Raw genomic sequence first — 23270 nt, 5'->3', positions numbered from 1 at the left:
TTTAGGGTATTGAAATAATTCGAAGAAATAATAAATACAAACTGCCACAATTAACAAGCATCCGAATGCATAGGTAATTGTGTGAAATGTATTGATTTGAATCAGGCAAATGTTTGCTATTACTAAAACAGGATAAAAGCAAATACAATAGAAAATAGCTTTCCGAAATTTGGAATTCTGTATTATGTTATAAAGCAGAAATAAGTAAAACTCAAACTCTAGAGTTGTAAAAAAGTTGTATAATAATGTTGTCTTGATTCCATTCATCCAAAGCTCATAACCGATTATTTCAATAATAACCGTTACCAATAAGAAAAATGGAAAGACCTTAATATACCTTGGTGTATTCCTTCTGAAAATTAAGAAGGAAGAAATTAATAAGCTAATAATCTGGATTACCAATGAAGGGAAATTCATCACTACTAAATTAGTTTATAATTCCCTTTTGTACATCTCTAAACATAAAAAAACCCCTTGCCGAAGCAAAGGGTTAAATATCTCTTGTAAGTTAACTTTAGATTACCGCTAAGCCTTGTTCACCTTTATCAACAATTGTAATGCCAAGTCCGCCCCAATCATCGCTGTCGCCTGGAGTTGGTTTTCTGGGCGTTGGGCAAGTTGGTGGGCAATATTGTCCCATATTGTAAGCAAGGATGCTGATTCCGCTTTGTGAAGAAATGTGAATATTTTTTTCGACATTACCATCCTCGGTTATTTGGTTCTTAGTAGCCACCATGACAATAGTTTGGCGTCCATCCTCACCTTTTTTATTGATATGCAAATTTGGGTAAGCTCCGAAATAAAATCGTACACCTGTTGCATTGTAGTCTTTGATATTGGCAATAAACTCTTCGAGTTCTTCAACACTAAACCAAACGCTGAGTGAATCCTCTTTCCCCAAGCGTTCACTATTCTGCCTCCACCTCTCTTGCTTATAATTTCTGATCAAGGTGTCTACATGGGCAGTATCAACGTATTTGCCAACCTTTAAGGATTTTGTTTCAATAGCTGTCATAGTCTGGGGGGTTTATAATTGAATAATTGAATTACGAGTGTAAATGTATACCCGTAACCAGACAGCATTTCGGTTACAAATGAGTGTTAGTCAAATGATTACAAATTAATATTATCCATAAAGCGAAGGCTTTCAAGGTTCCAAGTTAAATCAAATTGCTAAAATCCGTTGAAAACATCGCCATAATACCGTAAAAACATCGCCATTTTATACCGTGAAAAAACGGGGCATTTTGCACCGTCTTTTATACGGATAAAATCCCGTACCTAATAAAAGCAGCTTTTCAGCCCCAATCCCATTTTTTGTCTGATATTAGATATCGGAGAGTTGCTATCATCCCGTTTTTCAAAGTCCAATACTCCTGTGAAAACCCGCCGACAGATTTCCTCAAGTTCTTTGCTCAACAAATACTTGAGGAAATTTTTTTCTGAACCGGGTTTTAAAAAATCCGCCCAACTCATTCTAACAGATCAAGCTATTAACCAACCATTGGCCTTATCCTTATCCTTTTCTTTTTTCGGGTTAAGCTGGTATCAATGTCCTGAACTTCAGAATCTCAACCTTTCTTAGAGTTTAGCATATTGCCCCGCCAAAAAAGCGGGGTATCACCAGCTTCCGATACCCACCAAATGCCAATCCAAATCGCACTCAAATCCAGGTACAGCATCATTTCTCTAACTCATTTCAGTTTTATTTATTATGTATGCTGCAACCTTAATTGCCTGGAAACAGGCGCCATTTCTCCGCCTGCTCCTCCCATTCTGCACAGGCATTGTTATCCAATTCTATACATATTGTCCACCCATTTATTTGATCATTTCCGCCACTATCACAACCACTGTTGTCATCCTCCTCTCCAACAGCTCCATTACCACCCTCTTTAAATTCAAATACCAGCTCGCATATACATTACTGATACTCCTCACTACTGCCGGCGCATGGAGGATGCACATTAAAACCGATTCGCTGAAACCCACACCCATAGCCCACATCGAGGATTCCGCCTATACATATATCGCCTCCCTCCTGGAACCAGTAACCGAAAAACCAAACTCATACAAAACCATCGCCCAACTTACACACCGCATTTCCGGTCAAACCCTCATCCCCATCAAAACAACCATCATCCTTTACCTTCAGAAAACACGCAGCAACCAGGGTTTATATTACGGTGACAAGATCGTTTTCCGCAAGCAATTACACCCCGTGAAAGCCACGGTAAACCCCGGAAGTTTCAACTATAAATCATGGTGCGAATTCCAGGGCATTTTTTATCAGGCTTACCTGGCAGAAAATGACCTGAAAAAATTATCGCATAAGCCCCTTCCTCACTTAAAAAATCAATGTTCATTCTTCGCGATTCCATTGTAAACATTCTTCGACGCTACATCCCCGGGCCCAAAGAAGCAGGACTCGCAGAAGCACTGCTCATCGGCTACAAAGAAGACCTCCACAAATCCCTCATTCAATCCTACTCCAACACCGGCGTTATTCATGTGATCGCTATTTCAGGATTGCATCTCGGCCTCATCTACATGCTGCTTTCACTCATCTGCCAACCTCTTGGAAACAAAAAATGGACGAGGATCTTTCGCCCCATCTTCATCATCGCAGGCCTCTGGGCATTCGGCTTCCTTGCAGGCGGCTCTCCTTCCATCTTCAGGTCGGCCGTGATGTTCACATGCATCGCTATCGGCAATAGCCTTTCAAAACAGGCTTCGATATTTAATTCACTCGCAGCTTCCGCATTCCTTCTTCTCTGCTATAACCCATACTGGCTCTGGGATGCAGGCTTCCAGCTCTCCTACACCGCAGTAGCCAGCCTGGCGCTTTTCCAGCAAACTATTTACGATGCCATCAATATATCCTGGCAATGGCTTGACCATATCTGGAAACACATATCTACCACCATCGCAGCGCAAATACTCACCCTTCCGGTAATTCTTTTTCTCTTCCATCAGTTCCCCGTTTTCTTTGTACTCACCAATCTCATCGCCATTCCACTCTCAAGCGGAATATTACTGGGCGAAATACTGCTCTGCCTCCTTAGCTTTATGCCCATTCTGGCCAGGCCAACAGGTACGCTGCTTTCATGGCTTATCAGGGTCATGAATGGTATTGTAGAAAGAATAGATCAGCTACCCTTCACTTCCATCACTCAAATCAATATCAACCTGGTTCAGGTTTGGCTGCTCTACGGAGTCATTACTGCCTTTACAATCTGGTTGCTGCACAAAAGAAAATCATGGTTTTCGCCGCGCTCATTTTACTGCTTGCTTATTTCAGCATCGGTGCAACCGAAGCATACCGTACCCGGAAACAACAATACCTTGTGATCTATCAGATCCCCAACGCAACTGCCATCGATTGTATCATCGGGAACAGGTTTGTTTACACAGGCGATAGTACTATCCAACAAAGTTTTCAGGTGCAACTCTACACGCTCAACCCCGCAAGGGATTTGTTTGAAGTCAGTCAATCCGGTTCCCTGAAAGGAGTGTATAAAGATGAGAACCTGGTCAGGGTAGGCTCACAAACAATGATCATCATAGATTCAGCCTTCCACTTGCCACCACCGCCATCAGGGCCTGTTCCGCCCGCAGACCTGCTGCTGATCTCCCATAACCCATACGTGGACCCGTACAGCCTGCTGACCCGGCTTCCAACAACACAGGTGGTGGTAGATGGGTCCAATTCAGCGAAATTGGCCCTTGAATGGCGCTCAGTCTGCCGGGAAGCCGGTATCCCCTGCCATTTCACGGCAGAGAAAGGAGCTTTTGTTTTGAATGCCTATTGAATTTGAATTACCTTTGCGCCTTCTTTTTAAGACCCTTGCAGCAAGCCTTTGCCAGTCAATCTTCTGTAGGAATAGAACTCACGATCGCTTACCTGCATACTTTTTCGAACGCATCAATTAATGTTATGACCAAAAAAATTCAATCAGCGCTTATTTCCGTTTTTTATAAAGATGGCCTCGAGCCCGTAGTTCAACAACTGCATCAGCAGGGCATCACCATCTACTCCACCGGAGGTACTCAAAGCTTTATTGAAAAACTGGGCATTCCCGTTGTGCCTGTAGAAAATCTTACCACCTATCCATCCATTCTCGGTGGTCGCGTTAAAACCCTGCACCCATCTGTGTTTGGTGGCATCCTCGGAAGAAGGGACCTGGATCAGGACCTCCAGGAAATGAAACAGTACAATATCCCGGAGATCGACCTGGTGATCGTAGACCTTTACCCCTTCGAAGAAACAGTGGCCACCACTTCTGAAGAAAAACTCATTATCGAAAAGATCGATATCGGCGGACCTTCCATGATCCGCGGCGCTGCCAAGAACTTCAAAGACGTAGTAGTAGTTGCCGCAAAAAGCGATTACGCATACCTGGAACAACTCCTTCGCGAACAATCCGGAGCCACCACCCTCGAACAACGCAAACAACTGGCTGCACGCGCTTTTGAGATCGTAGCTCACTATGATGTAGCCATCGCACAATATTTCAATCCACAACACACCAACTATTTCCAGGAATCTTTCCCCAATCCACGCATCATGCGTTATGGCGAAAACCCACACCAGGCCGGCGTTTTCTTCGGCAACCTGGAAAAGATATTCAACCAGCTCAATGGAAAAGAACTTTCTTACAACAATCTTGTTGATGTGGATGCAGCCGTTCAACTCATTGATGAATTCAGCGGAGAAGGCACACCAGTTTTTGCCATCATCAAACATACCAATGTCTGTGGCATCGCTTCCCGCCCATCTGTGAAAGAAGCTTGGGACGCAGCCCTGGCAGGTGATCCTGAAAGCGCATTCGGTGGCGTACTGGTTTGCAACAAAACCATCGACAAGGCCACTGCAGACGCTATCAACGAAATCTTCTTCGAAGTATTGATCGCACCTGCATTTGATGAAGATGCACTGACTGTTCTGAAATCAAAGAAGAACAGGATCCTCCTTCAGCAAATCAACCAGTTGAAGAAGAAAGAAGAATTCAAAGCTGTACTGAACGGTGTTCTGGCGCAAAAACCCGATGAAGGCAATTATGAGAAATGGGAAGAAGCCGGAGGCAGGGAAACCACCGAAGCTGAAAGATCCGATCTCATCTTCGCTAACCTCGTGTGCAAGCACCTGAAGTCAAACGCCATCGCACTGGTGAAAAACAAACAACTGGTTGGCAAAGGTTGCGGACAAACCAGCCGCATCGATTCACTCCGTCAGGCTCTCGAAAAAGCGAAGCAATTCAATTTCGACCTGAACGGCGCAGTACTTGCCAGCGATGCTTTCTTCCCCTTCAATGATTGCGTGCAGATCGGCCATGCAGCGGGTATCGCAGCATTCATTCAACCCGGAGGTTCTGTTCGCGATAAAGACAGTATCGAGTATTGCAAAGAACATAACCTCGCCATGGTAATGACCGGCATGCGCCATTTCAAACACTAAGAATTGCGCGATGCGCACTTCCTGATCTATAACATGTGTGCATCAACTAATATATCAACCCCATTTCTGAAAAAGAAAGGCACCCGTTCCAAAGCACTCATAGCATTGGGACTGGTGTGCTTTCTCTGGGGCACCACCTGGATCGCCTCACGGCAAGGCGTACTCTACATGCCTGCCCTCCAGATGGCAGGCATCCGCCAACTGGCCGGCGGCATTCTCTACATCATTTATTTTACCGCCAAAGGCATGCAATGGCCCAGAGGAAAGGAATGGATGCCCATCCTGGTGCTGAGCCTGCTGAACATCACTTTCACAAATGGACTTACCACCTGGGCAGTACAATACATTTCCGCAGGACTGGGAGCCATCATCGCCGCTACTTTTCCACTCTGGATCGTTGTGATACATCTGACAGTCTCCAAAGTGAAACTACCACGAAATGCCATCCTTGGATTGCTTCTGGGTTTTGCAGGAGTATGCACCATCTTCTATGATCATCTCGTGGATTTCCTGAACCCGGATTTCCGGTTCGGGATCATTCTTTCGCTGGCAGGGGCCTGGAGCTGGGCATTTGGAACCATCTACACAAAACAACAGGCAACGGCTTTCAATCCGTATTTCAGTTTGGGCCTGCAAATGCTGATCGGCGGCATCATCCTCTCGGGCGTAGCCAATGGCACGGGAATGACGATCCCTTACAGCAGCATTCCCTGGCAGGCCTGGGCGGCGCTGGCTTACCTGGTGATCATCGGTTCGGTGGTTTCCTTCATCGCTTACCTGTATGCGTTACAGCATCTGCCAACAGAGCAGTTATCGATCTACGCATATATCAACCCGATAGTAGCGATCCTGCTCGGTTCCATCTGGTTCGATGAAAAACTGAGCATCTACATCGCTATCGGCGGAGCTGTGATCCTCATTGGCGTTCGCCTCATCAATAAGGCTTTCAAAAATCAGGAGAAAGTGAAAGATCAGTCGCAGTAAGCATCCCAGTACACTGTTTCTTTCATGAAGAGTTCAAACATCTCGCGCCAGCCGGCAAAAGCACTGTCTGTGCCGAGAATGGAATTATGCCAGACAGTTACCAGCATCCCATTAAGCTTTTTTACCGTGGAGTAGTATTGCATGAGCTCTGTGTATGCCTGCTGTGGCGTGAATTTTTGTTCGTAGTAAGCGTTGGCGTCCATAAAGCAAAAGGGATATAACATCAGAGTGGTGGGATCATCTTTTTCCAGGTCGTACCAATAGAAAGATGAACAGACGGATGCCCTGAAACCGTTGATGGTACCGTATCCCATCGAAAATTCCTTTTGGATGCCGAGATTGGTGAGTGTGCGGAAAGTGTCAGGTAATGTGAACCGGATATAATGTTGACGACTGTGAATGATGGCCCTGCCGGTAACGTCTTCCATCCACTCCAGTTCGGATTCGAACAGTTCTTCATCATCGCCCGTCTGCCAGCTGGGATGCAATCCCACTTTGTAGCTGTTGGAATAATATTCTACCAGGTCCTGGAATTGTTTTACATCGGGCGATGTATTCTTATCGTATCCGGTTTGTTTTTTTGCAACGAGGAAAAAGTAATAGGGCTTCAATCTGCAATAGAGATGCAACGCGTCCAGCCACTCGAAACAATCGAAGGGGTCCTTTCTTTTACCGCGCACAACTTCCCATCTTTCTTTCACCTGATTCCAGTTGCCATTTTTGATGCTCCTGGCAAATCCTCCCATATTCCTCATGAAGCCTTTGTGGCGATAAGACCAGGCCATGTCGATATCGTAAGACAGGATGCATTTGAAATTCCTTCCCTTGAAGCGAAGGTTTGGAAATTTCTGTTGCAGTGCTTTCCTGAATTCTTCCATCCAGATATTCACGAGAGGCTGTTGAAGGAATCCTTCGCGGAACGCCAGTGAATTGGTATGTGCATAACGGCCATACTCATCTTTTTTATGAGGAAGATATTCTTCGTATCGGCTGAGCAGATAAAATGATGCGGCAAAAATGTCGAATGGAAAATCCCCGCGGGTTTGAAAAAAGGCTTTGTGAAAATTCACTTCAAAGCATTCGATGGGTTGATCGCGAATACCTTTTTCAAATAACAGGCTGGTATGTTCAATGAAGAATTCATTGTCGGAGAACGCCTGTCCGGAGTAGTTGATCCTGGGTTGAATACTGGCATTGTAAGCGGCCCGGCTGGAGGTTACTTCAATCGGTTCATCAAACAATTCCCTGCTGAAAAAGTCAACGATATATTCCAACCGTGGTGTAACAGTATGAGTGTAGAGCAGCAGCATCAGTTACACAAAATATAAAAGTAGGTTGATAATTGTATCGGGGATTTGAAAAAAGATAAGTGGAATTCCCGCCAGGATTGATCTGCATCAAATCCAATTGGAATTCTACTATTTCGAATGCTTATGAAGCAGGGGGTAACCGCAAAGTTTCGAAATCCGCTGCGGGTTATTGGGTAGATTGCTGTTTGACCAATCAATGATCCGGCGCAATCCGGATTATTTTTTCTTCGGTTCAAACTTCTCTTTCCATTGTTCATTGAAAGTTTTTTCCGGGAACTGGAGATCGCCCCGATGTGCAGTCCAACCCTTGAACATTTTATTGGCAGCCCAATTCTTCACTTTCTGGTTGCCCATGTTCATCATTTTGCGGCTGAGACTGGCTTTCTTCCACATTTTCCAGGCGATCCTTTCAGCGAAACTGCTGGCGCCTTCTTCTACAGCTTCATGCCTGTTTTCCAGCAATAGCTCGTGCAGGTTGATCTTCACGGCACATACTTCAGTGCAGTTGCCACAAAGCGAGGAAGCATAGCTGAGGTGTTTCCATTCGTCCAGCTCTTTCAGGTGCGGTGTGATCACAGAACCGATGGGGCCGCTATAGGTAGTTCCATAAGCATGCCCGCCAATATTCTTGTATACAGGACATGCGTTGAGGCAGGCGCCACAACGTATGCAGTAAAGACTTTCCCTTGTTTTTTCGTTGGCCAGGATATTGGTCCGGCCATTGTCCAGCAGGATCACGTACATTTCTTCCGGGCCATCGGTTTCATTCGCCTGCTTCGGCCCGGTTACGATGGTATTATAAACAGTGATGCGTTGTCCTGTTCCGTAAGTGGCGAGCAGCGGCCAGAACAGCCCCAGATCGGTAACGGAAGGAATGATCTTCTCGATACCACAGATCACGATATGCGTTTTGGGGAATGCACAGCTCAGTCTTGCATTGCCTTCATTCTCCGTAACAGCGATGCCGCCAACATCTGCAATGATGAAATTGGCGCCGGTGATACCGATCTCTGCCTCAACATATTTTTTGCGGAGCTTTTCGCGGGCTACGAGTGTGAGCTCACTGGGGCTCAGATTGGGCGCGGTTCCCAGCTTATCGTAGAACAGTTTTGCAACATCTTCCTTGCTCTTGTGCATGGCAGGCGTTACGATATGATAGGGCGGCTCTTCGTCCAGTTGCTGGATGTATTCGCCGAGATCGGTCTCAACGCTTTCAATTCCTTTTTTTTCCAGGTAATCGTTGAGATGGATCTCTTCGGTTACCATGCTCTTGCTCTTCACGATGGTTTTGCAATTCTTCTCTGCGCAGATCTTCGCCACTTCTTCCAGGGCTTGTTTGGCATCTTCTGCCCAAATCACTTTGGCGCCACGCCTGGTGATATTGGATTCGAATTCCTCCAGGTACTGGTCCAGCATTTCGATGGCTCTCCATTTCACGTTCTTGGCGCGCTCGCGGGCGAGGTGTACATCCTGGAATTGTTGCTTGCCAACGGGCACCACAGCATCATATCTGCTGATATTGAAAGCCACTTTACGGCGGTGTTCGAGATCACCAGCCTTGATGGTGCTTTTGGCCATGAAGGAAGAGAGGATATCACTCATTGTTGCCAGGCTTTATGTTTTGGGTGGGAAATTGTCTTTCGCCACTTTTTCCAGTGCTTCGTAAAATGCTTCTCCGTATTTGCGGATGATGGGTTCTTTCAGGAATTGGTAAACCGGCACTTTCAGCTTCTTACCGAAACTGCAGGCAGGTTTGCAGAGTACTTCGCGTGGCTCGTAATTCATGCGATCATAGTCGCCATCACGGCCACTCTTCTGAATGATGGGGAAGAAATGACAACTGATCGGTTTCTTCCATCCGATCTTACCATCGTAATAGGCTTGCTCGAATGCACATTTGATGATGCCCTGTTCATCGCGGGTACCGTAAACGCAGATCTCATTGTCGTTTCCAAGGGTGGGGGTTACCCATCCGAATTCTTTATGGTAAACGTATTTACCTTTCTTTTCGATTTCTTTGATAGCTTCAGGCGTGAGGTAAGAAACGATCTTTGGATAGAGCTCCACCATCAGGTCCAGCTCGGCTTCCTCCAGTGGCGCTCCGGCATCTCCTTCTTCACAGCAACCTCCCTTACATTTGGAGAGATCGCAGACAAATTGCTCTTTGGCAATATCGTCACTGATCAATACATTGTCTACTGCTATCACGCTATTGAGTTTTATGAAGCAAATTTAAGGGAAATTGCTGATGCACTATGAGTGTTCACCGGAAGGTGAACAAATACAGGTCACCCGCAGAAGGCAAACAACTGGCCCCTTGTTACTTCCCGGGCACTCATTGCAAGTTCCACTTCAGCGTATTGATCAAATGCTTCAGATCTTCCTGCAAAAAATCATTCACAACAGAAAGGGAGTCCTCATTGGGAGTAGCGTCAAAATAAAGGGCGCCGCGCAGGAAATGTTTGGTGGTATCGGAAAGGAAGAACTGTTTGGCTGTGGCGGCATTCCCTCCCACCTGGAAGTACATGCCGTGAACACCATTGGGAGTTCGCATAGCCGAATCCGTTATTTCCGTGGCTTTGGAGGAATGTTTGTAGGTCATTTTGTAGGCGTCGTTCACCAGTTTCATGAAGTCATCCCTGCTGTTTACATTCTTGTAGCTGATGTACACTTTTCCATTAAAGCGTGGGATCTCGATATTGACCCAGTAAGGGTTTTCGGGATTCGCATCAAAGAAGGTGGTATCCTTTACCACGGTGGCATAAACGGGATACTCAAATGAATAGGGATAGCCTGGCTGATTGAAAACCTGGTATTCATGTTTCGGAAAATCGATCCGGTAATACCCTCTTCTTTTGGGAGTGAATTCACTGTTGCAGCTGATCACAAAAAGGGCGATGAGGCTGAGGAGGGCTACTGGTTTCATATTGCATGTGGGTTCACTACTACTTTCACTTTTTTGATACGGTTTCTTTCTATTTCCAATACCACAAAATCGAAGTCGCCCACGTTGATGGTATCGTTCACTTTGGGGATCTCTCCGGCGAGCTCCAGCACCAGGCCGGCGAGGGAATCGCTTTCACCGCGCACCTGGTCGAAGGTATCGGCGGCCAGTCCCATGATGCTGCAAACATCGTGGATCATGGTGCTGCCTTCGAAGATATAAGTGTGGTCGTCTATTTTTTTATTGGTGGATTCTTCTTCATCGAACTCATCTTTGATCTCACCAACGATCTCTTCCATGATATCTTCGAGGGTGATGATACCGCTGGTGCCTCCGAACTCATCCACCACTACTGCGAAATGGATATGTTTTTTCTGGAATTCACCTAGCAGGTCTTCGATATATTTCTGTTCATGAACGAAGTAAGGTGTGCGAAGAATGGTATGCCAGTCGAAAGTATCGGGCTCCAGCAAATGCGGAACGATGTCTTTCGTTTGTACGATACCCACAATATCATCGAGGCTGCCCTTGTAAACGGGAAGCCTTGAATAATGCAGGTCCTCCACTCTTTTCTTAAGCTCACCGAAGCTGATGCCGTATTCGATGCCGCTCACATCCAGCCTGGTGCGCATCACCTGTTTCACTGTGATGTCCGCGAATTTATAGATGCCTGCGAGGATCTTTTGTTCGCCTTCCTGTGTTACCGATTTTTTGATATCGGCTTCCAGTTGTAGCTGAATGCTGGCGCGGGCGGTGCTGCCGCCGAAGAATTTTTCCACGGAATCGCTGAGACCAATCATCCAGTCGCCGATCCTGCGGAATACATAATACAGTACTTCTACAAGAAATGAGGTTTCGTATGCAGACCTGAGATTATTCTGAGTGGCCCTGATCTTGGGAAGCACTTCACCGAAAAGGATGATAAGTGAAGCGATGATCAGCACTTTGATGGCATAGCGGAGCAATATCATCATTGTTGATCCTTCCTGGGCTTCGTCGAAAATCAGGATCTCGTCTATGAGGTAATTGGAGAGAATGATGATGGCGATATTGATCAGCGTATTGGCAACAGTGAGGGAGGCCTGCAGTTTCCTGGGTTCTTCCAGGAGGGTGGCGATCCTCTTCCAACCTGTATCCTGCTTTGTTTTAAGCATGTTCACGTCACGGAAGGTGAGTGAGAAGAATGCGAGCTTTGCTCCTGATACGAAGAAGCTCAGAAGGAGCAACATCAGGATTACGGCGCCCAGAATAGTGGTGGATTGTGCATTTACAGCCAGTAATAAAGGCTGAAAGCTCACTCCGGTAAAAAGCAGCGTAGAAAGGTTGTCCAACTCAAAGGGTTTGCGTGATCAATAGCTTGCCAGACAAAACAACGGTTTTGCTGGTTGTTTTCGTGTATGGCACAAGGTTTTAGCCTGACCATTATCGATTTGGGTTGTAAAGATATTACTTGTAACGGAAAAGGGGCTTCTTAGAAAGGCAGGTCTGGTGAGGGCTCCTGCATGGGCGGGGGTACATCGTGATTACCGAACCCTTCCACGTTCTCACCGTGGGGGGAGTATGCGAGCTTTGGCCACCGGAGTCGGAGCGTTTATCCAGCATGATCAGGTTATCACCCACCACTTCAGTAGCGAATTTCTTGTTACCCTCTTTGTCTTCCCAGCTACGGGTACGCAAACGACCTTCAATATAAACCAGACTTCCTTTATGCAGGTATTTTTGAGCCAGCTCGGCCAGGCCGCGCCAGAGCACAACTGTATGCCATTCTGTTTGTGAGATGAGCTTACCAGCCCTGTCTTTAAAAGTTTCGGTAGTGGCGAGCGGGAATTTGGCTACTGCGATATTACCTTCCAGGTATTGCACATCCGGATCTCGTCCTAAATTTCCAATTAACATAACCCTGTTTACACCGCGCATAATGGTAAGTTTGAATGTTAATGAATCGCCTGTCGGTTTTAATTGCTTTTAAAGTTAATTTTTTTCAGAGATATTATCACAATTATTTGGCCGTTCTACAGGTATCCATGGATGGTTTTAAACCAACTTTCACATGCCTAAAATAATCGTGCCGGGGAGGCGGTTTCTTCCAGGAACATATTGATGAATCGCGGGAATGGATAGTCTGACAATTGAGCTTTCGAAACCTGAAAATATCCTGATCCGGTGGGAAGGGGTTTGCTTATATCTACAGTAATAAACTGTCCATTAATGGTTTGATGTGTCAACTGCTGTTTGAACATTTTGCTGATATGCCAGATGGAAAAAGGTATATCACCAAGAAATCCATTCAGGAAGGGAAGCTCCTGAAATGCAGTATGCACGGGACCTTCAGCCTCATAGAGTACAAACTCATGCAGGTTTTCCCATATGTCTTTACCTTTTCTCTGACGGATATAAACCTCATCATCAGATACGATAATAAAATAATACAACCATCTCGTACTCTTCACCAGTGTTTTTTCTTTCACCGGTAATTGCTTTACGAGATCATGTTTGAATGCTTCGCAATCTTGGTTCTGGACACAGATTGCGCATAAGGGTGACTGAGGTTTACAGATCACAGCGCCAAAATCCATGATGGCCTGGTTGTATGCAGCAGGCTGGTCTGTGTCTATGAGAGCCTGGGCAAGTTCCTGGTATAATTTTTTTCCGGTAGTGGTATCGATGGGAGTAGAGATGCCGAAGTAACGGCTCAATACCCGTTGCACATTGCCGTCCACCACGGCTTTGGGCTCATTGAATGCAAAGGATGCGATAGCAGCTGCAGTGTATGGGCCGATCCCTTTGAGTTCTTTGATGGATTCATACGTGGAAGGAAATACACCATTCAGTTCGTAGGCAACTTTTTTTGCAGTAGCGATGAGGTTCTTGCAGCGTGTGTAATAACCAAGTCCTTCCCAGCATTTGAACACTTCCTTTTCGGGTGCATCTGCCAGGTGTTGAATGGTTGGGAATGTTTCGATGAATTTCTGATAATACGCTAATCCTTGCTCCACGCGGGTTTGCTGGAGAATGATCTCACTAAGCCAGATCCTGTAAGGGTTCTTCTCTCCTTTCCAGGGCATGGACCTTGTATTGGAATCTTTGTTCCACTGCAATAATTTCCGGGTAAAATCAGGTTTCATCCGAAAACAGGTTTCTTTTTTGTGGTTTCTGCTGTCCCGCCATTCCCGTTTTGAACTTCTGCCGGCAAAAGGGAAAGTTGCGGTTGGCACAAGTTATGACAAATAACTTATTGAAAATGAGTGTTTCTATAAACTTTTTCGCACCTGGCATGTTGAAAATTCATAATCAATAATTTAGACTTTTCTTGCAAATGTGCGAATTAACTTTTAATTTGGGTAAAGAATTGATTTTGTGCGGATTGCCCCTGTGGGCGATCAATAGCCTATAAAAAAATTTTTAAACTGTTTAAAACTCAAACGACATGAGAAAGGCAGACCTCGTTAACCAAATATCTGAAAAAACAGGTATTCCGAAGGTTGATGTTCTGGTTACGCTGGAAACCATGTTCAAGGAAGTGAAAGACACCTTGTCCCAGGGGGAGAACATCTACATCCGTGGTTTTGGTAGCTTCATCACCAAGAAAAGAGCCGCCAAGATCGGCCGCAACATTAAAAAGAATATTGCGGTTCACATCCCAGAACATTACATTCCCGCATTCAAACCTGCAAAAGAATTTGTTGCAGAAGTTAAAAAGTTACAATCTATCAAAGAAGATCAACCAAACCCCGACGATGAGATGTAATTTTGCTGCCTAAATTATTCTGACGTGAAAAAGCAGCAGATCATCGTCGTAGGTGGCGGAGTGGCCCTCCTCTGCCTGATTTATTTTTTGGCAGAACAGTTCCAACTCAAAAGGCCGGACCTGTTGCCGCCGCTACCCATCAGGACTCTACCGCGATCGACATTAAAGCTATTCTTTCGGCATCCAAACAAAAACTGTCTGTTTCCCAGCAGGAGTACATCACCCGGCTGGAAGCATCCGTTGTGCGCGGCGACGTGAAGGAACAGCAGATTCAAATGTTTAAGCAGATGGCTGGGTTCTGGAGAGACTCCGCCCATGCCCTGCTTCCTTATGCATATTACACTGCAGAAGCAGCTAAATTGGAAAATTCTCAAAAAAACCTCACCTTTGCTGCCCAATTCTTTTTGGACGGGGTTCGTCGTCAACCTGACCCTTCCCTGAGAAATTGGATGGCCACACAGGCTAAAGAGTTGTTTGAGAAAGGATTAGAGCTGGATCCCAATAATGATTCGTTGAAAATCGGCCTGGGAAGTTGTTACCTTTTCGGTAATATCAGCAGCAATCCAATGGAAGGAATCCTGAAGATCCGTGAAGTGGCGGAGAGAGATTCCACCAATATGTACGCACAGTTCATGTTAGGTCAGGGCGCTTTGATGTCCGGTCAGATGGATAAAGCCATCGAAAGGCTCACCAAAGTGGCCACCAAAGAACCCAACAACCTGGAAGCTGTACTGATGCTGGCAGATATCCACGAAGGCAGAGGCAATAAGTCCGAAGCCATTCACTGGTATGAAGCCGCAAAGAAAAAACTCGGTAACCCCGAGATCATTGCAGATATTGACCAGCGTATAAAAGCGCTGAAACAATAGGATAGAAAAATCATTTGTTAACTTTAATTCATTGGTGTTATATGCCTTGTGGAAAAAAGAGAAAACGTCATAAGATCGCTACGCACAAGCGTAAGAAAAGACTGAGAAAGAACCGTCATAAGAAGAAAAATCGCTAAGAGTTTTTTCTTTTTGCACAGGGCCGGCGATCACCGGCCCATTCCTTCTTCCTTTTAGCTGAATTCATTACTTGTCATTTATTCAAGTTTTCCCCGCCCTGATAAGATATATCTGACAATTAATACCTCTTCAGCAACCTTCCTTGTAGTGGTGATTGGTAAGACGGTAAAAGTTTACGCTTGAATAAGGAATTAATAATTAATGCTGCGCCTCAGGGGGTAGAAATAGCCCTATTAGAGGACAAGAAGCTGGTAGAACTTCATCACGAAAAAGCGGATGGCAGTTTTGCTGTAGGTGATCTCTATCTGGGGAAAGTGAAGAAACTCATCCCCGGATTGAATGCGGCCTTTGTGGATGTGGGGTTTGAAAAAGATGCATTCCTGCATTATACAGACCTCAGCCCTTATGCCCGTTCATTGTTGAAATTCACCCAGCAGGCTATCAACGATACTTCCGAACCAGGTTTCGATTTCGGCACCTTTGTGGTTGAACCCGAGATCATCAAAACCGGTAAGATCAATGAAGTGCTCAGCGGTAAGCCGAACATTCTGGTTCAGATCCTCAAAGAACCCATTGCGGCCAAAGGACCACGTCTGAGTTGCGAGATCTCCCTCCCCGGACGTTTTGTAGTCATCACTCCATTTAACGACATTGTAGCGGTATCCCGGAAGATCCATTCCGCGGATGAACGCAAACGCCTGCAGAAGATCGTGGAAGCGATCAAACCAAAAAATTTCGGCGTTATCGTTCGTACTGCTGCTGAAGGTAAGAATACGGCAGAACTGCATGAAGACCTCTCCATGCTGGTTGAAACCTGGAAAACCATCCAGCACAACCTCAAAGGCGCCGTAGCTCCCGCCAAAATCCTGAGTGAACAGACCAAAACAACCAGCATCCTTCGCGATCTGCTCAACGAAGATTTCAACCGGATAGTAGTGAACGACAGAAACCTTTTCAACGATACCAGGAACTATATCCAGCGTATCGCTCCTGAAAAATCTGAGATCGTTACCTACTATAATAATGGCCTGCCCATCTTCGACCAGTTCGGTATCACCAAACAGGTGAAAGCCGCCTTCGGTAAAACAGTGAACCTCCCCAGTGGCGCCTACCTGATCATCGAGCACACAGAAGCCCTCCACGTAATTGACGTGAACAGCGGCTACAAATCTGTTGGCAATAACCAGGAATTGAACGCACTGGAAACAAATCTCGAAGCTGCAGCTGAGATCGCAAGACAACTTCGTTTGCGCGACCTCGGTGGTATCATCGTAGTGGATTTCATAGACATGAAACTCCCCGAGAACAAACGCAAGCTCCTTGATGCGATGGAAGAGTTCATGAAAGCCGACAGAGCAAAACATGCTGTGCTGCCGATCTCCAAATTCGGTATCATGCAGATCACCCGGCAAAGAATGAAGCCGGAAGTGAATATCAATACACAAGAAGTTTGTCCCACCTGCGCGGGAACCGGTAAGATCTCGTCTACCTTATTGCTGGAAGATGAAATTGAAAAGAATCTTTCTTATCTCATCACCCACCAGCACAAAGATCTTGCTCTGGTTGTACACCCGATCATGTACGCCTATCTCACCAAAGGCAAATGGTTCAGTTCACGTCAGTGGAAATGGCGGTTCAAATATGGCCGTAAAGTAAAAATGAGAGAAAACACAAACTACCATCTCACGGAATTCCACTTCTTTGATAAACACGACGAAGAGATCAAATTATAAAAATGAACGGCGCAGAAAATTCTGCGCCGTTTTTCTTTTATCGTGATTCTCTTCGTAAGAAAAGATGGGATCTTCTTCACTGGAGGATGCTCAGGAGAAGAGCAATGATCATTCGGGTAAATCAGCAGCTCAACAGCATTGTTTCTGCGGCAATGCAGCAAGATCGCCACGCACTCATCAGGCGAATCTTAATATCCCATAATGTAAACAGTTGCTGTTTGAACATATTTACTGATAGAAGCTGGAACTATACCGGGAAATTCTGAGAAGAAACCATCTCAAAACAAACAGCACCACAAAACTCTTCCATGAGTAATTGCCCGGAGTCAGTTATCCAGTATCATCTTCAAAACATAACCAGCGTAAGATGACTTCTACTCTCTTTGACTGATCAATTGATTTTCGCATAGTTGTCCGGGTAATGTGAATACCGTCAACGCTATGCATGTATGCATCACTAACGTTATTGATCACCTGACCGGTACCGGGATCGCTCCTTATTGCTGATTGAAGCGATAGCCTTTGAGACCATCAATGCCTGATCCATTTACCTGTTCTGCTGGCGAAACCAAACCGATCGGCCGCCTGCCGGCTACAGTGGCAATGAATGAACGCGGCAGAGCAGGAACCGGGTAAAATCCAGTGAAAGAAATAATCCCATAAATATTCCGGCAGGAAGGAACATAAAATAAACCGGGCAACCCTAAAGTTGCCCGGATGTATTATATACAATGAACCAGCCCTGTACAAAGTATATGTACGGGAGTAAAGATATACCCCTCCCATCGGTAGAACAATAAGAAACTAGCAACTGTGCCAGGAAGAATTGTAACTGTGCATTTTTATGAACGAAAGCGATTGGAGGATATTTGTTCTACCGCCCGTAAAACGAAATTGAGGCATTATTGGCGAAGGAAAACAGCAAGGTGGAATTCGTGGCATTTCGCCAAAACAGCTTAAAAAATGCCCCTGAACGTTCCAGGCAATTAATCCTGCGGACATTAAGTATTAAAATCTATTTCTGCCGCCCCTTCTTTTGACAATTGTCAAACGAAAAAACTGAGCCCCCCTAAAAATCAAAAACTCCGGTGGTTAGCCAGAGTTTTCTTTGCAGTTTGGTTTTGAGTAAGAGTATCCCCGTTTCCGGGATACCATCTTCCTTCTTCAGGAAAATGGCAACGTTAACATGAAAAAGTATAAGTCAGCAATCGTTAGCTTGTGTTGTTATCATTCTGAGACAGGAAAGCCATGCAGGATGCTGCATGGCTTTACCAGAATATTAAAAAATTGCTGTGTTTCTTTAATCCCTGTTCCGGCTACCACCCAAAAAGATCAAAATGTATTGTACCAGGGTGGCGATGGAAGCCAGCGCGGCAACCACATATGTGGTGGCAGCCCACTTCAGGGCATCCTTGGCCTTGGGGTATTCCTGGGCTGTGGTAACATTGGTTTGCTGCAGCCAGGCAAGCGCCCTTTTACTGGCATCGAACTCCACAGGGAGCGTAATCACTGAAAATAAGGTAGTTAGAGCGAAAAGAATGATGCCTACCAGCAGTAACTGAGGGAAGGTTTGGACCATGATCACCCCCACCAGCAATACCCAGTTCACCAGGTTGGCGCTTAGTTGCACCGCGGGAACCAGCTTGCTCCGCATGTTCAGCCAGGGGTATTGGGTAGCATGTTGTACGGCGTGGCCGCATTCGTGGGCAGCTACCGCTGCCGCTGAAATAGACACTCCATTATATACATCGGGGCTGAGATTGACGGTTTTATTGGCCGGATTGTAGTGATCACTCAAAAAGCCGTCTACAGATACCACCTGAACATCATATATACCGTTATCCCGGAGCATCTTCCGGGCTACTTCACTACCGGTCAGACCGGAGGATAACCGGATCTTTGCATAAGAATTAAACTTACTTTTTAACACCCCGGAAACTAACATACTGATACCAAGAAACACGAGGGAAACTATCAAAATCGATGGTGTCATTTGTACTAGGATTTTTGATGAATATTCTAATTAAATATCAAAAGAATTACCAAATTTTTTTTCAGATTTTTGGTCATGTCAGGGGTTGAAAACGAGCAGTTTTGTCACCTCAAATCTAATCAAAAAAACATGGCTGACATTTTATCACCGTTGCCTTGCCCTGATATGTCAAAAATAATTTAATCAATTGATTTACAATATTATATATGCATTAAAATGTATCCCTCATAACGATTATTATTTATTCACAACCCTAAAAAATAATTTTGTTATGTGGCGTGAATTTGTAATTTAGTGCAAGAATTTAATGGGTTAGTAAGTAAGGGGTCAACAGCAATGTTGGCCCTTTTACTTTTTAAAAAATCACCTCAGATTTTCTTCGTTTTCTCACCTCATTTTTTATCATTTTTCCCCGCATTTTTTCTATCAAAAATTCTTTCTTCATTTTTCTATTTCGAATATCATTTTTGAAATGCATTTCAGTTTTTTTTCGTTCATACATCATCCCGTTTTTTTTCTTCGCTACGTCAAACAAGTTCATTCCGTTTTGAAGTCCGGAAATTGATCCTTCCCAACGTATCTTTATCATATGAGTAAAATAAAAACCGCCTTCTTCTGTTCGAACTGTGGTTATGAAAGTCCAAAGTGGTCCGGTAAATGTCCTTCATGTGGTAACTGGAATACTTTCATTGAAGAAGTGATCCATAAAGATGTTTCCCAAAAAGAGAAGCAATGGAAAAACGATGATGAGAAAAACGGAACAGCAAAAACGATCGCGCTGAATGAAATAAAAAGTAATGCACAGGAACGCATCATCACCGGAGATGCAGAGCTGAACAGGGTTTTAGGCGGTGGCATTGTTCCCGGAAGTCTTGTTCTCGTGGCCGGCGAACCAGGCATCGGTAAGTCTACGCTCTTTCTGCAAATCGCTTTGCAGATGAAAAACATTACAACACTTTATATCAGCGGGGAAGAAAGCGATCAACAGATCAAACTCCGCGCAGACCGTTTGAAAATCCAGAACGATTCTTTTTATCTGCTCACGGAAACCCTCACACAAACTATTTTCCAGGAGATCAAAAAACTGAAACCAGACCTGGTAATAGTAGATTCCATTCAAACCATTCAAAGCCCTTACATAGATTCTTCTCCCGGAAGTGTTTCGCAGATCCGCGAAACCACTGCAGAATTCCAGCGCTTCGCGAAAGACACGCATATTCCTGTTTTCCTGATCGGACATATCACAAAAGATGGAAGTATTGCGGGCCCGAAAATACTGGAACATATGGTGGATACTGTACTGCAATTTGAGGGCGACAGACACTATGCTTACCGCATCCTCCGGACCCTCAAAAACCGCTTCGGGAGCACCGCGGAGCTGGGAATCTACGAAATGGGGGCAGACGGGATGCGGGGCGTGAACAATCCCAGCGATATCCTCCTGAGCCAGAAGGAGGAACAGCTCAGCGGAATCGCCATTGCCGCTACCATCGAAGGCATGCGCCCCCTCCTGGTGGAAGTGCAGGCCCTGGTGACCCAGTCGGTTTACGGAACACCGCAAAGAACGGTTTCGGGTTTCGACCTGCGCAGGCTTCAGCTCCTCCTGGCCGTACTTGAAAAAAGAGGCGGCTTCCATTTCGGAGTCAAAGATGTTTTTCTCAATATCGCAGGCGGACTCAAAGTGGAAGACCCGAGCATCGATCTCGCCGTTCTCTCCGCATTGCTGAGCTCTTATGAAGACATTCCGCTTCCCTATGATATTTGTTTCGCAGGTGAAGTTGGTCTCAGCGGAGAGATCAGAGCCGTGAACAGGATCGAACAAAGGATCGCCGAAGCAGAGAAACTCGGCTTTGAAAAGATCATCGTTTCCAAATACACCCAAAAAGCAATCAGTCAGCAATCCTTCAATATTGAAGTAATACAGATGGCAAGGGTTGAAGAACTCTACCGCTATCTTTTCGGTTAACCATCCCTATGCAGTTCAGGCAAGCCGCTCAATCACTCATTCAGCTTTTCTTCCCGCAAACCTGCCAGGGATGCGGATCTGACGCGGTGAGTAGGGACCAGATGCTCTGCTTTTCCTGTCTCCAACGATTACCAGCAACCGATTTCTACCCGCATTCAGGAAATGCCACGGAAAAGATACTTGCCGGCCGGCTGCCATTCCTCAACGCAGCCAGCCATTACTTTTACACGCAGCAATCCCTGATACAGGAACTGATGCACCAGTTCAAATACAAAGGCAGGCAGGAGATCGGAGAATATTTTGGAAAGAGGATGGGAGAAGCCATTTTACAATCCGGCCGTTTCCAAAGTATCGATGCCATCATACCGATGCCATTGCACAAACACAAAATGAAAAAAAGGAAATACAACCAGGCCGGTATTCTCAGCAATAGCATCGGCGCAGTGATCAACCGGCCGGTGCTGGAGCATATCATTACACGTATCAGCTCCACGGGATCACAAACGCATAAGAACAGGATAGAAAGATGGGAGAACATTGCCGGCAGCTTCATACTGCAGGCTCCGGAAGCTGTTGCCGGTAAACACCTGCTGCTGGTGGACGATGTGATCACTACAGGCGCCACCCTGGAAGCCTGTGGAGCCGCCTTGCTCAAAGCTCCCGACGCCCGTCTCAGCATCTGTACCCTGGCTTGCGCCATGAAATGAAAACCTTATTTTTGAGCTGCATGAAACAAATCCTTGTTGCCATACTGCTGGTGCTTATCACTGCCAGCGCGTGCAAGAAAAACTCATTCATTACAGGTAACGCTACCGTTATCACTTCTTCCGATTCACTTCATTTCGATACCCTGTTCACTTCAACAGGCTCCGTTACCCAGTTCTTCCGTATCTACAACCAGAACGATCAGAAACTCCGCATCAGCGAAGTATCGCTCGGCGGTGGAGCAGCCTCCTTCTTCAAGATCAACGTGGATGGATTTCCCGGCCCTGTTGTTCGTGATCTCGAAGTGGAAGCCAACGATAGTCTCTATGTTTTCGTTACAGTCAAGATTGATCCCACCGCTGCCAACCTGCCCTTTGTTGTACAAGACAGTGTGCATATCAAATACAATGACCAGGAACAATGGGTGCAACTGGATGCCTGGGGACAGAATGCTCATTTCTACCGGAACCGACTCATCGATGCCAATGAAACCTGGACTAACGATAAACCTTATGTGATCCTCGGCGGCCTGCTGGTTGAAGAAAATGTAACACTCACTATCGAAAAAGGAACACGCATCTATGTTCATGCAGATGCCCCCTTATTTGTTGACGGAACCCTCCAGGCCAATGGCGGAGCTGATGAAAATGAAAGGATCATTTTCCGGGGAGACAGGCTGGACATTCCTTACAGGGATTATCCCGCCGCCTGGCCAGGACTGATCTTCAGAGACGCAAGCATCAATAACAGTATCCAATACACGACAATCCAGAACGCATACCAGGCCATCGTTCTCAACAACCCTGCCAGTAACGGACAAGCGAAATTACAACTGAAAGAATCCATCATAGACAATGCATATGATGCAGGCATCCTCGCCATCTCATCTTCCATCAATTCCGAAAACTGCCTGATCAGCAATTGCGGAAAGAACCTGATACTGGTGAAAGGCGGACAATATACTTTCAATCATCTTACGGCTGCGTCTTACACCACTTCTTTCATACAACATAAGGATCCGGTACTGGGTCTGACCAATTTTGTGAAAGAAAATAACAATACTATTTCGGTTGATCTTTCAGCCAGTTTCACCAACTCCATCTTCTGGTCTGAGAACAGTATTGTGGAGAACGAAGTGGTAGTTCAGAAAGAAGGCAATAGCAATTTCGATGTTAGTTTCACCAATTGTATCATGAAAGTAAAAACGAATCCGGCCAACAGTACGCTCACGGGAGTATTGCTGAACCAGTCGCCGGAATTTGAAACCATCGATACACAAAAGAAGAATTTCAATTTCCGGCTGAAGGATGGATCACCGGCTATCGATGCAGGTATCGCTTCCGGTATCAGTATCGACCTGGATGGCAAACCACGTCCTGTTGCCCAGCCCGATCTCGGTTGTTATGAAAAACAATAAACCGG

The 23270-nt window shown here is 45.6% G+C and carries 21 protein-coding genes; 11 read left to right on the top strand and 10 right to left on the bottom strand.

Annotated features, from left to right (window positions below; translation table 11 throughout):
• Positions 1-514: 514 nt before the first annotated feature.
• Positions 515-1015, bottom strand: coding sequence for a hypothetical protein (locus FSB84_RS08880; protein ID WP_130541900.1), 501 nt, complete (start codon positions 1013-1015; stop codon positions 515-517).
• Positions 1016-1714: 699 nt separating this feature from the next.
• On the opposite strand from FSB84_RS08880, the gene FSB84_RS08875 reads away from it, so the two are divergent.
• The 5 genes from FSB84_RS08875 to FSB84_RS08855 all read left to right on the top strand — a co-directional run bounded on the left by FSB84_RS08875 (position 1715) and on the right by FSB84_RS08855 (position 6442).
• Positions 1715-2386, top strand: coding sequence for a ComEC/Rec2 family competence protein (locus FSB84_RS08875; RefSeq protein ID WP_147122108.1), 672 nt, complete (start codon positions 1715-1717; stop codon positions 2384-2386).
• Positions 2359-3351, top strand: coding sequence for a ComEC/Rec2 family competence protein (locus FSB84_RS08870; RefSeq protein ID WP_147122106.1), 993 nt, complete (start codon positions 2359-2361; stop codon positions 3349-3351). Before FSB84_RS08875 ends, FSB84_RS08870 begins: the two co-directional genes overlap by 28 nt.
• Complete coding sequence (locus FSB84_RS08865; protein WP_158643822.1) at positions 3348-3812, top strand: hypothetical protein; 465 nt, start codon at positions 3348-3350, stop codon at positions 3810-3812. The genes FSB84_RS08870 and FSB84_RS08865 overlap by 4 nt, the downstream gene beginning before the upstream one ends.
• A gap of 125 nt (positions 3813-3937) precedes the next feature.
• Complete coding sequence (gene purH / locus FSB84_RS08860; protein WP_130541902.1) at positions 3938-5458, top strand: bifunctional phosphoribosylaminoimidazolecarboxamide formyltransferase/IMP cyclohydrolase; 1521 nt, start codon at positions 3938-3940, stop codon at positions 5456-5458.
• Positions 5459-5461: 3 nt separating this feature from the next.
• Positions 5462-6442: a DMT family transporter gene (locus FSB84_RS08855; protein ID WP_207234271.1), complete on the top strand. Its 981-nt coding sequence runs from the start codon at positions 5462-5464 to the stop codon at positions 6440-6442.
• Here FSB84_RS08855 and FSB84_RS08850 read toward each other — a convergent pair.
• The 7 genes from FSB84_RS08850 to mutY all read right to left on the bottom strand — a co-directional run bounded on the left by FSB84_RS08850 (position 6430) and on the right by mutY (position 13821).
• Positions 6430-7752, bottom strand: coding sequence for a polysaccharide deacetylase family protein (locus FSB84_RS08850; protein ID WP_130541903.1), 1323 nt, complete (start codon positions 7750-7752; stop codon positions 6430-6432). The two genes, FSB84_RS08855 and FSB84_RS08850, sit on opposite strands and share 13 nt — an antisense overlap.
• Before the next feature lie 216 nt (positions 7753-7968).
• On the bottom strand, positions 7969-9354 hold the full coding sequence (locus FSB84_RS08845; protein WP_130541904.1) for a LutB/LldF family L-lactate oxidation iron-sulfur protein: 1386 nt from the start codon (positions 9352-9354) through the stop codon (positions 7969-7971).
• A gap of 12 nt (positions 9355-9366) precedes the next feature.
• Positions 9367-9960, bottom strand: a complete 594-nt coding sequence (locus tag FSB84_RS08840; protein ID WP_130541905.1) for a DUF3109 family protein — start codon at positions 9958-9960, stop codon at positions 9367-9369.
• A 127-nt stretch (positions 9961-10087) separates the two neighbouring features.
• On the bottom strand, positions 10088-10678 hold the full coding sequence (gene gldD, locus FSB84_RS08835) for a gliding motility lipoprotein GldD (protein ID WP_130541906.1): 591 nt from the start codon (positions 10676-10678) through the stop codon (positions 10088-10090).
• Positions 10675-12027, bottom strand: a complete 1353-nt coding sequence (gene gldE, locus FSB84_RS08830; protein ID WP_225980019.1) for a gliding motility-associated protein GldE — start codon at positions 12025-12027, stop codon at positions 10675-10677. The genes gldD and gldE overlap by 4 nt, the downstream gene beginning before the upstream one ends.
• Positions 12028-12142: 115 nt before the next feature.
• A complete protein-coding gene (locus tag FSB84_RS08825; RefSeq protein ID WP_262713799.1) occupies positions 12143-12592 on the bottom strand; it encodes a single-stranded DNA-binding protein in 450 nt (149 codons plus the stop codon).
• 158 nt (positions 12593-12750) lie between these two features.
• Complete coding sequence (gene mutY / locus FSB84_RS08820; RefSeq protein ID WP_130541908.1) at positions 12751-13821, bottom strand: A/G-specific adenine glycosylase; 1071 nt, start codon at positions 13819-13821, stop codon at positions 12751-12753.
• 302 nt (positions 13822-14123) lie between these two features.
• Between mutY and FSB84_RS08815 the strand changes: the two genes are divergently transcribed.
• The 3 genes from FSB84_RS08815 (at position 14124) to FSB84_RS08805 (ending at position 17184) form a co-directional block, all read left to right on the top strand.
• Positions 14124-14444 carry an HU family DNA-binding protein gene (locus FSB84_RS08815; RefSeq protein ID WP_127129062.1) on the top strand — a complete coding sequence of 107 codons (321 nt, stop codon included), beginning with the start codon at positions 14124-14126 and terminating at the stop codon, positions 14442-14444.
• A gap of 287 nt (positions 14445-14731) precedes the next feature.
• Positions 14732-15313, top strand: a complete 582-nt coding sequence (locus tag FSB84_RS08810; protein WP_225980017.1) for a tetratricopeptide repeat protein — start codon at positions 14732-14734, stop codon at positions 15311-15313.
• A 317-nt stretch (positions 15314-15630) separates the two neighbouring features.
• Positions 15631-17184 (top strand): Rne/Rng family ribonuclease, encoded by a 1554-nt coding sequence (locus FSB84_RS08805; RefSeq protein WP_130541910.1) that lies wholly within the window; start codon positions 15631-15633, stop codon positions 17182-17184.
• Positions 17185-18484: 1300 nt separating this feature from the next.
• Here FSB84_RS08805 and FSB84_RS08800 read toward each other — a convergent pair.
• The gene (locus tag FSB84_RS08800; RefSeq protein ID WP_130541911.1) at positions 18485-19177 is read right to left on the bottom strand and encodes a zinc metallopeptidase; all 693 of its coding nucleotides are present in this window, start codon (positions 19175-19177) and stop codon (positions 18485-18487) included.
• Positions 19178-19532: 355 nt separating this feature from the next.
• Positions 19533-19766: a hypothetical protein gene (locus FSB84_RS08795; protein ID WP_130541912.1), complete on the bottom strand. Its 234-nt coding sequence runs from the start codon at positions 19764-19766 to the stop codon at positions 19533-19535.
• On the opposite strand from FSB84_RS08795, the gene radA reads away from it, so the two are divergent.
• From radA to FSB84_RS08780, 3 genes are read left to right on the top strand one after another with little or no spacing between them, the layout of a single operon-like run.
• On the top strand, positions 19767-21143 hold the full coding sequence (radA, locus tag FSB84_RS08790) for a DNA repair protein RadA (protein WP_130541913.1): 1377 nt from the start codon (positions 19767-19769) through the stop codon (positions 21141-21143).
• An 8-nt stretch (positions 21144-21151) separates the two neighbouring features.
• The gene (locus tag FSB84_RS08785) at positions 21152-21850 is read left to right on the top strand and encodes a ComF family protein (RefSeq protein WP_130541914.1); all 699 of its coding nucleotides are present in this window, start codon (positions 21152-21154) and stop codon (positions 21848-21850) included.
• A 20-nt stretch (positions 21851-21870) separates the two neighbouring features.
• The gene (locus FSB84_RS08780) at positions 21871-23265 is read left to right on the top strand and encodes a choice-of-anchor Q domain-containing protein (protein ID WP_130541915.1); all 1395 of its coding nucleotides are present in this window, start codon (positions 21871-21873) and stop codon (positions 23263-23265) included.
• The last annotated feature ends 5 nt before the right edge of the window (positions 23266-23270 follow it).

Source organism: Pseudobacter ginsenosidimutans (assembly GCF_007970185.1).
GTDB lineage: Bacteria > Bacteroidota > Bacteroidia > Chitinophagales > Chitinophagaceae > Pseudobacter > Pseudobacter ginsenosidimutans.
The sequence above is the reverse complement of the archived record's forward strand: the minus strand, read 5'-3'. Positions and strand labels throughout refer to the sequence as shown.

What these genes read in the sequence shown, in the direction of transcription:
- FSB84_RS08880 (WP_130541900.1), bottom strand. Translation starts at nt 1,015, where the DNA reads ATGACAGCTATTGAAACAAAATCCTTAAAGGTTGGCAAATACGTTGAT.
- FSB84_RS08875 (WP_147122108.1), top strand. Translation starts at nt 1,715, where the DNA reads ATGTATGCTGCAACCTTAATTGCCTGGAAACAGGCGCCATTTCTCCGC.
- FSB84_RS08870 (WP_147122106.1), top strand. Translation starts at nt 2,359, where the DNA reads ATGTTCATTCTTCGCGATTCCATTGTAAACATTCTTCGACGCTACATC.
- purH (WP_130541902.1), top strand. Translation starts at nt 3,938, where the DNA reads ATGACCAAAAAAATTCAATCAGCGCTTATTTCCGTTTTTTATAAAGAT.
- FSB84_RS08850 (WP_130541903.1), bottom strand. Translation starts at nt 7,752, where the DNA reads ATGCTGCTGCTCTACACTCATACTGTTACACCACGGTTGGAATATATC.
- FSB84_RS08845 (WP_130541904.1), bottom strand. Translation starts at nt 9,354, where the DNA reads ATGAGTGATATCCTCTCTTCCTTCATGGCCAAAAGCACCATCAAGGCT.
- gldD (WP_130541906.1), bottom strand. Translation starts at nt 10,678, where the DNA reads ATGAAACCAGTAGCCCTCCTCAGCCTCATCGCCCTTTTTGTGATCAGC.
- FSB84_RS08825 (WP_262713799.1), bottom strand. Translation starts at nt 12,592, where the DNA reads ATGTTAATTGGAAATTTAGGACGAGATCCGGATGTGCAATACCTGGAA.
- mutY (WP_130541908.1), bottom strand. Translation starts at nt 13,821, where the DNA reads ATGAAACCTGATTTTACCCGGAAATTATTGCAGTGGAACAAAGATTCC.
- FSB84_RS08815 (WP_127129062.1), top strand. Translation starts at nt 14,124, where the DNA reads ATGAGAAAGGCAGACCTCGTTAACCAAATATCTGAAAAAACAGGTATT.
- FSB84_RS08810 (WP_225980017.1), top strand. Translation starts at nt 14,732, where the DNA reads ATGGCTGGGTTCTGGAGAGACTCCGCCCATGCCCTGCTTCCTTATGCA.
- FSB84_RS08800 (WP_130541911.1), bottom strand. Translation starts at nt 19,177, where the DNA reads ATGACACCATCGATTTTGATAGTTTCCCTCGTGTTTCTTGGTATCAGT.
- FSB84_RS08795 (WP_130541912.1), bottom strand. Translation starts at nt 19,766, where the DNA reads ATGATAAAGATACGTTGGGAAGGATCAATTTCCGGACTTCAAAACGGA.
- radA (WP_130541913.1), top strand. Translation starts at nt 19,767, where the DNA reads ATGAGTAAAATAAAAACCGCCTTCTTCTGTTCGAACTGTGGTTATGAA.
- FSB84_RS08785 (WP_130541914.1), top strand. Translation starts at nt 21,152, where the DNA reads ATGCAGTTCAGGCAAGCCGCTCAATCACTCATTCAGCTTTTCTTCCCG.
- FSB84_RS08780 (WP_130541915.1), top strand. Translation starts at nt 21,871, where the DNA reads ATGAAACAAATCCTTGTTGCCATACTGCTGGTGCTTATCACTGCCAGC.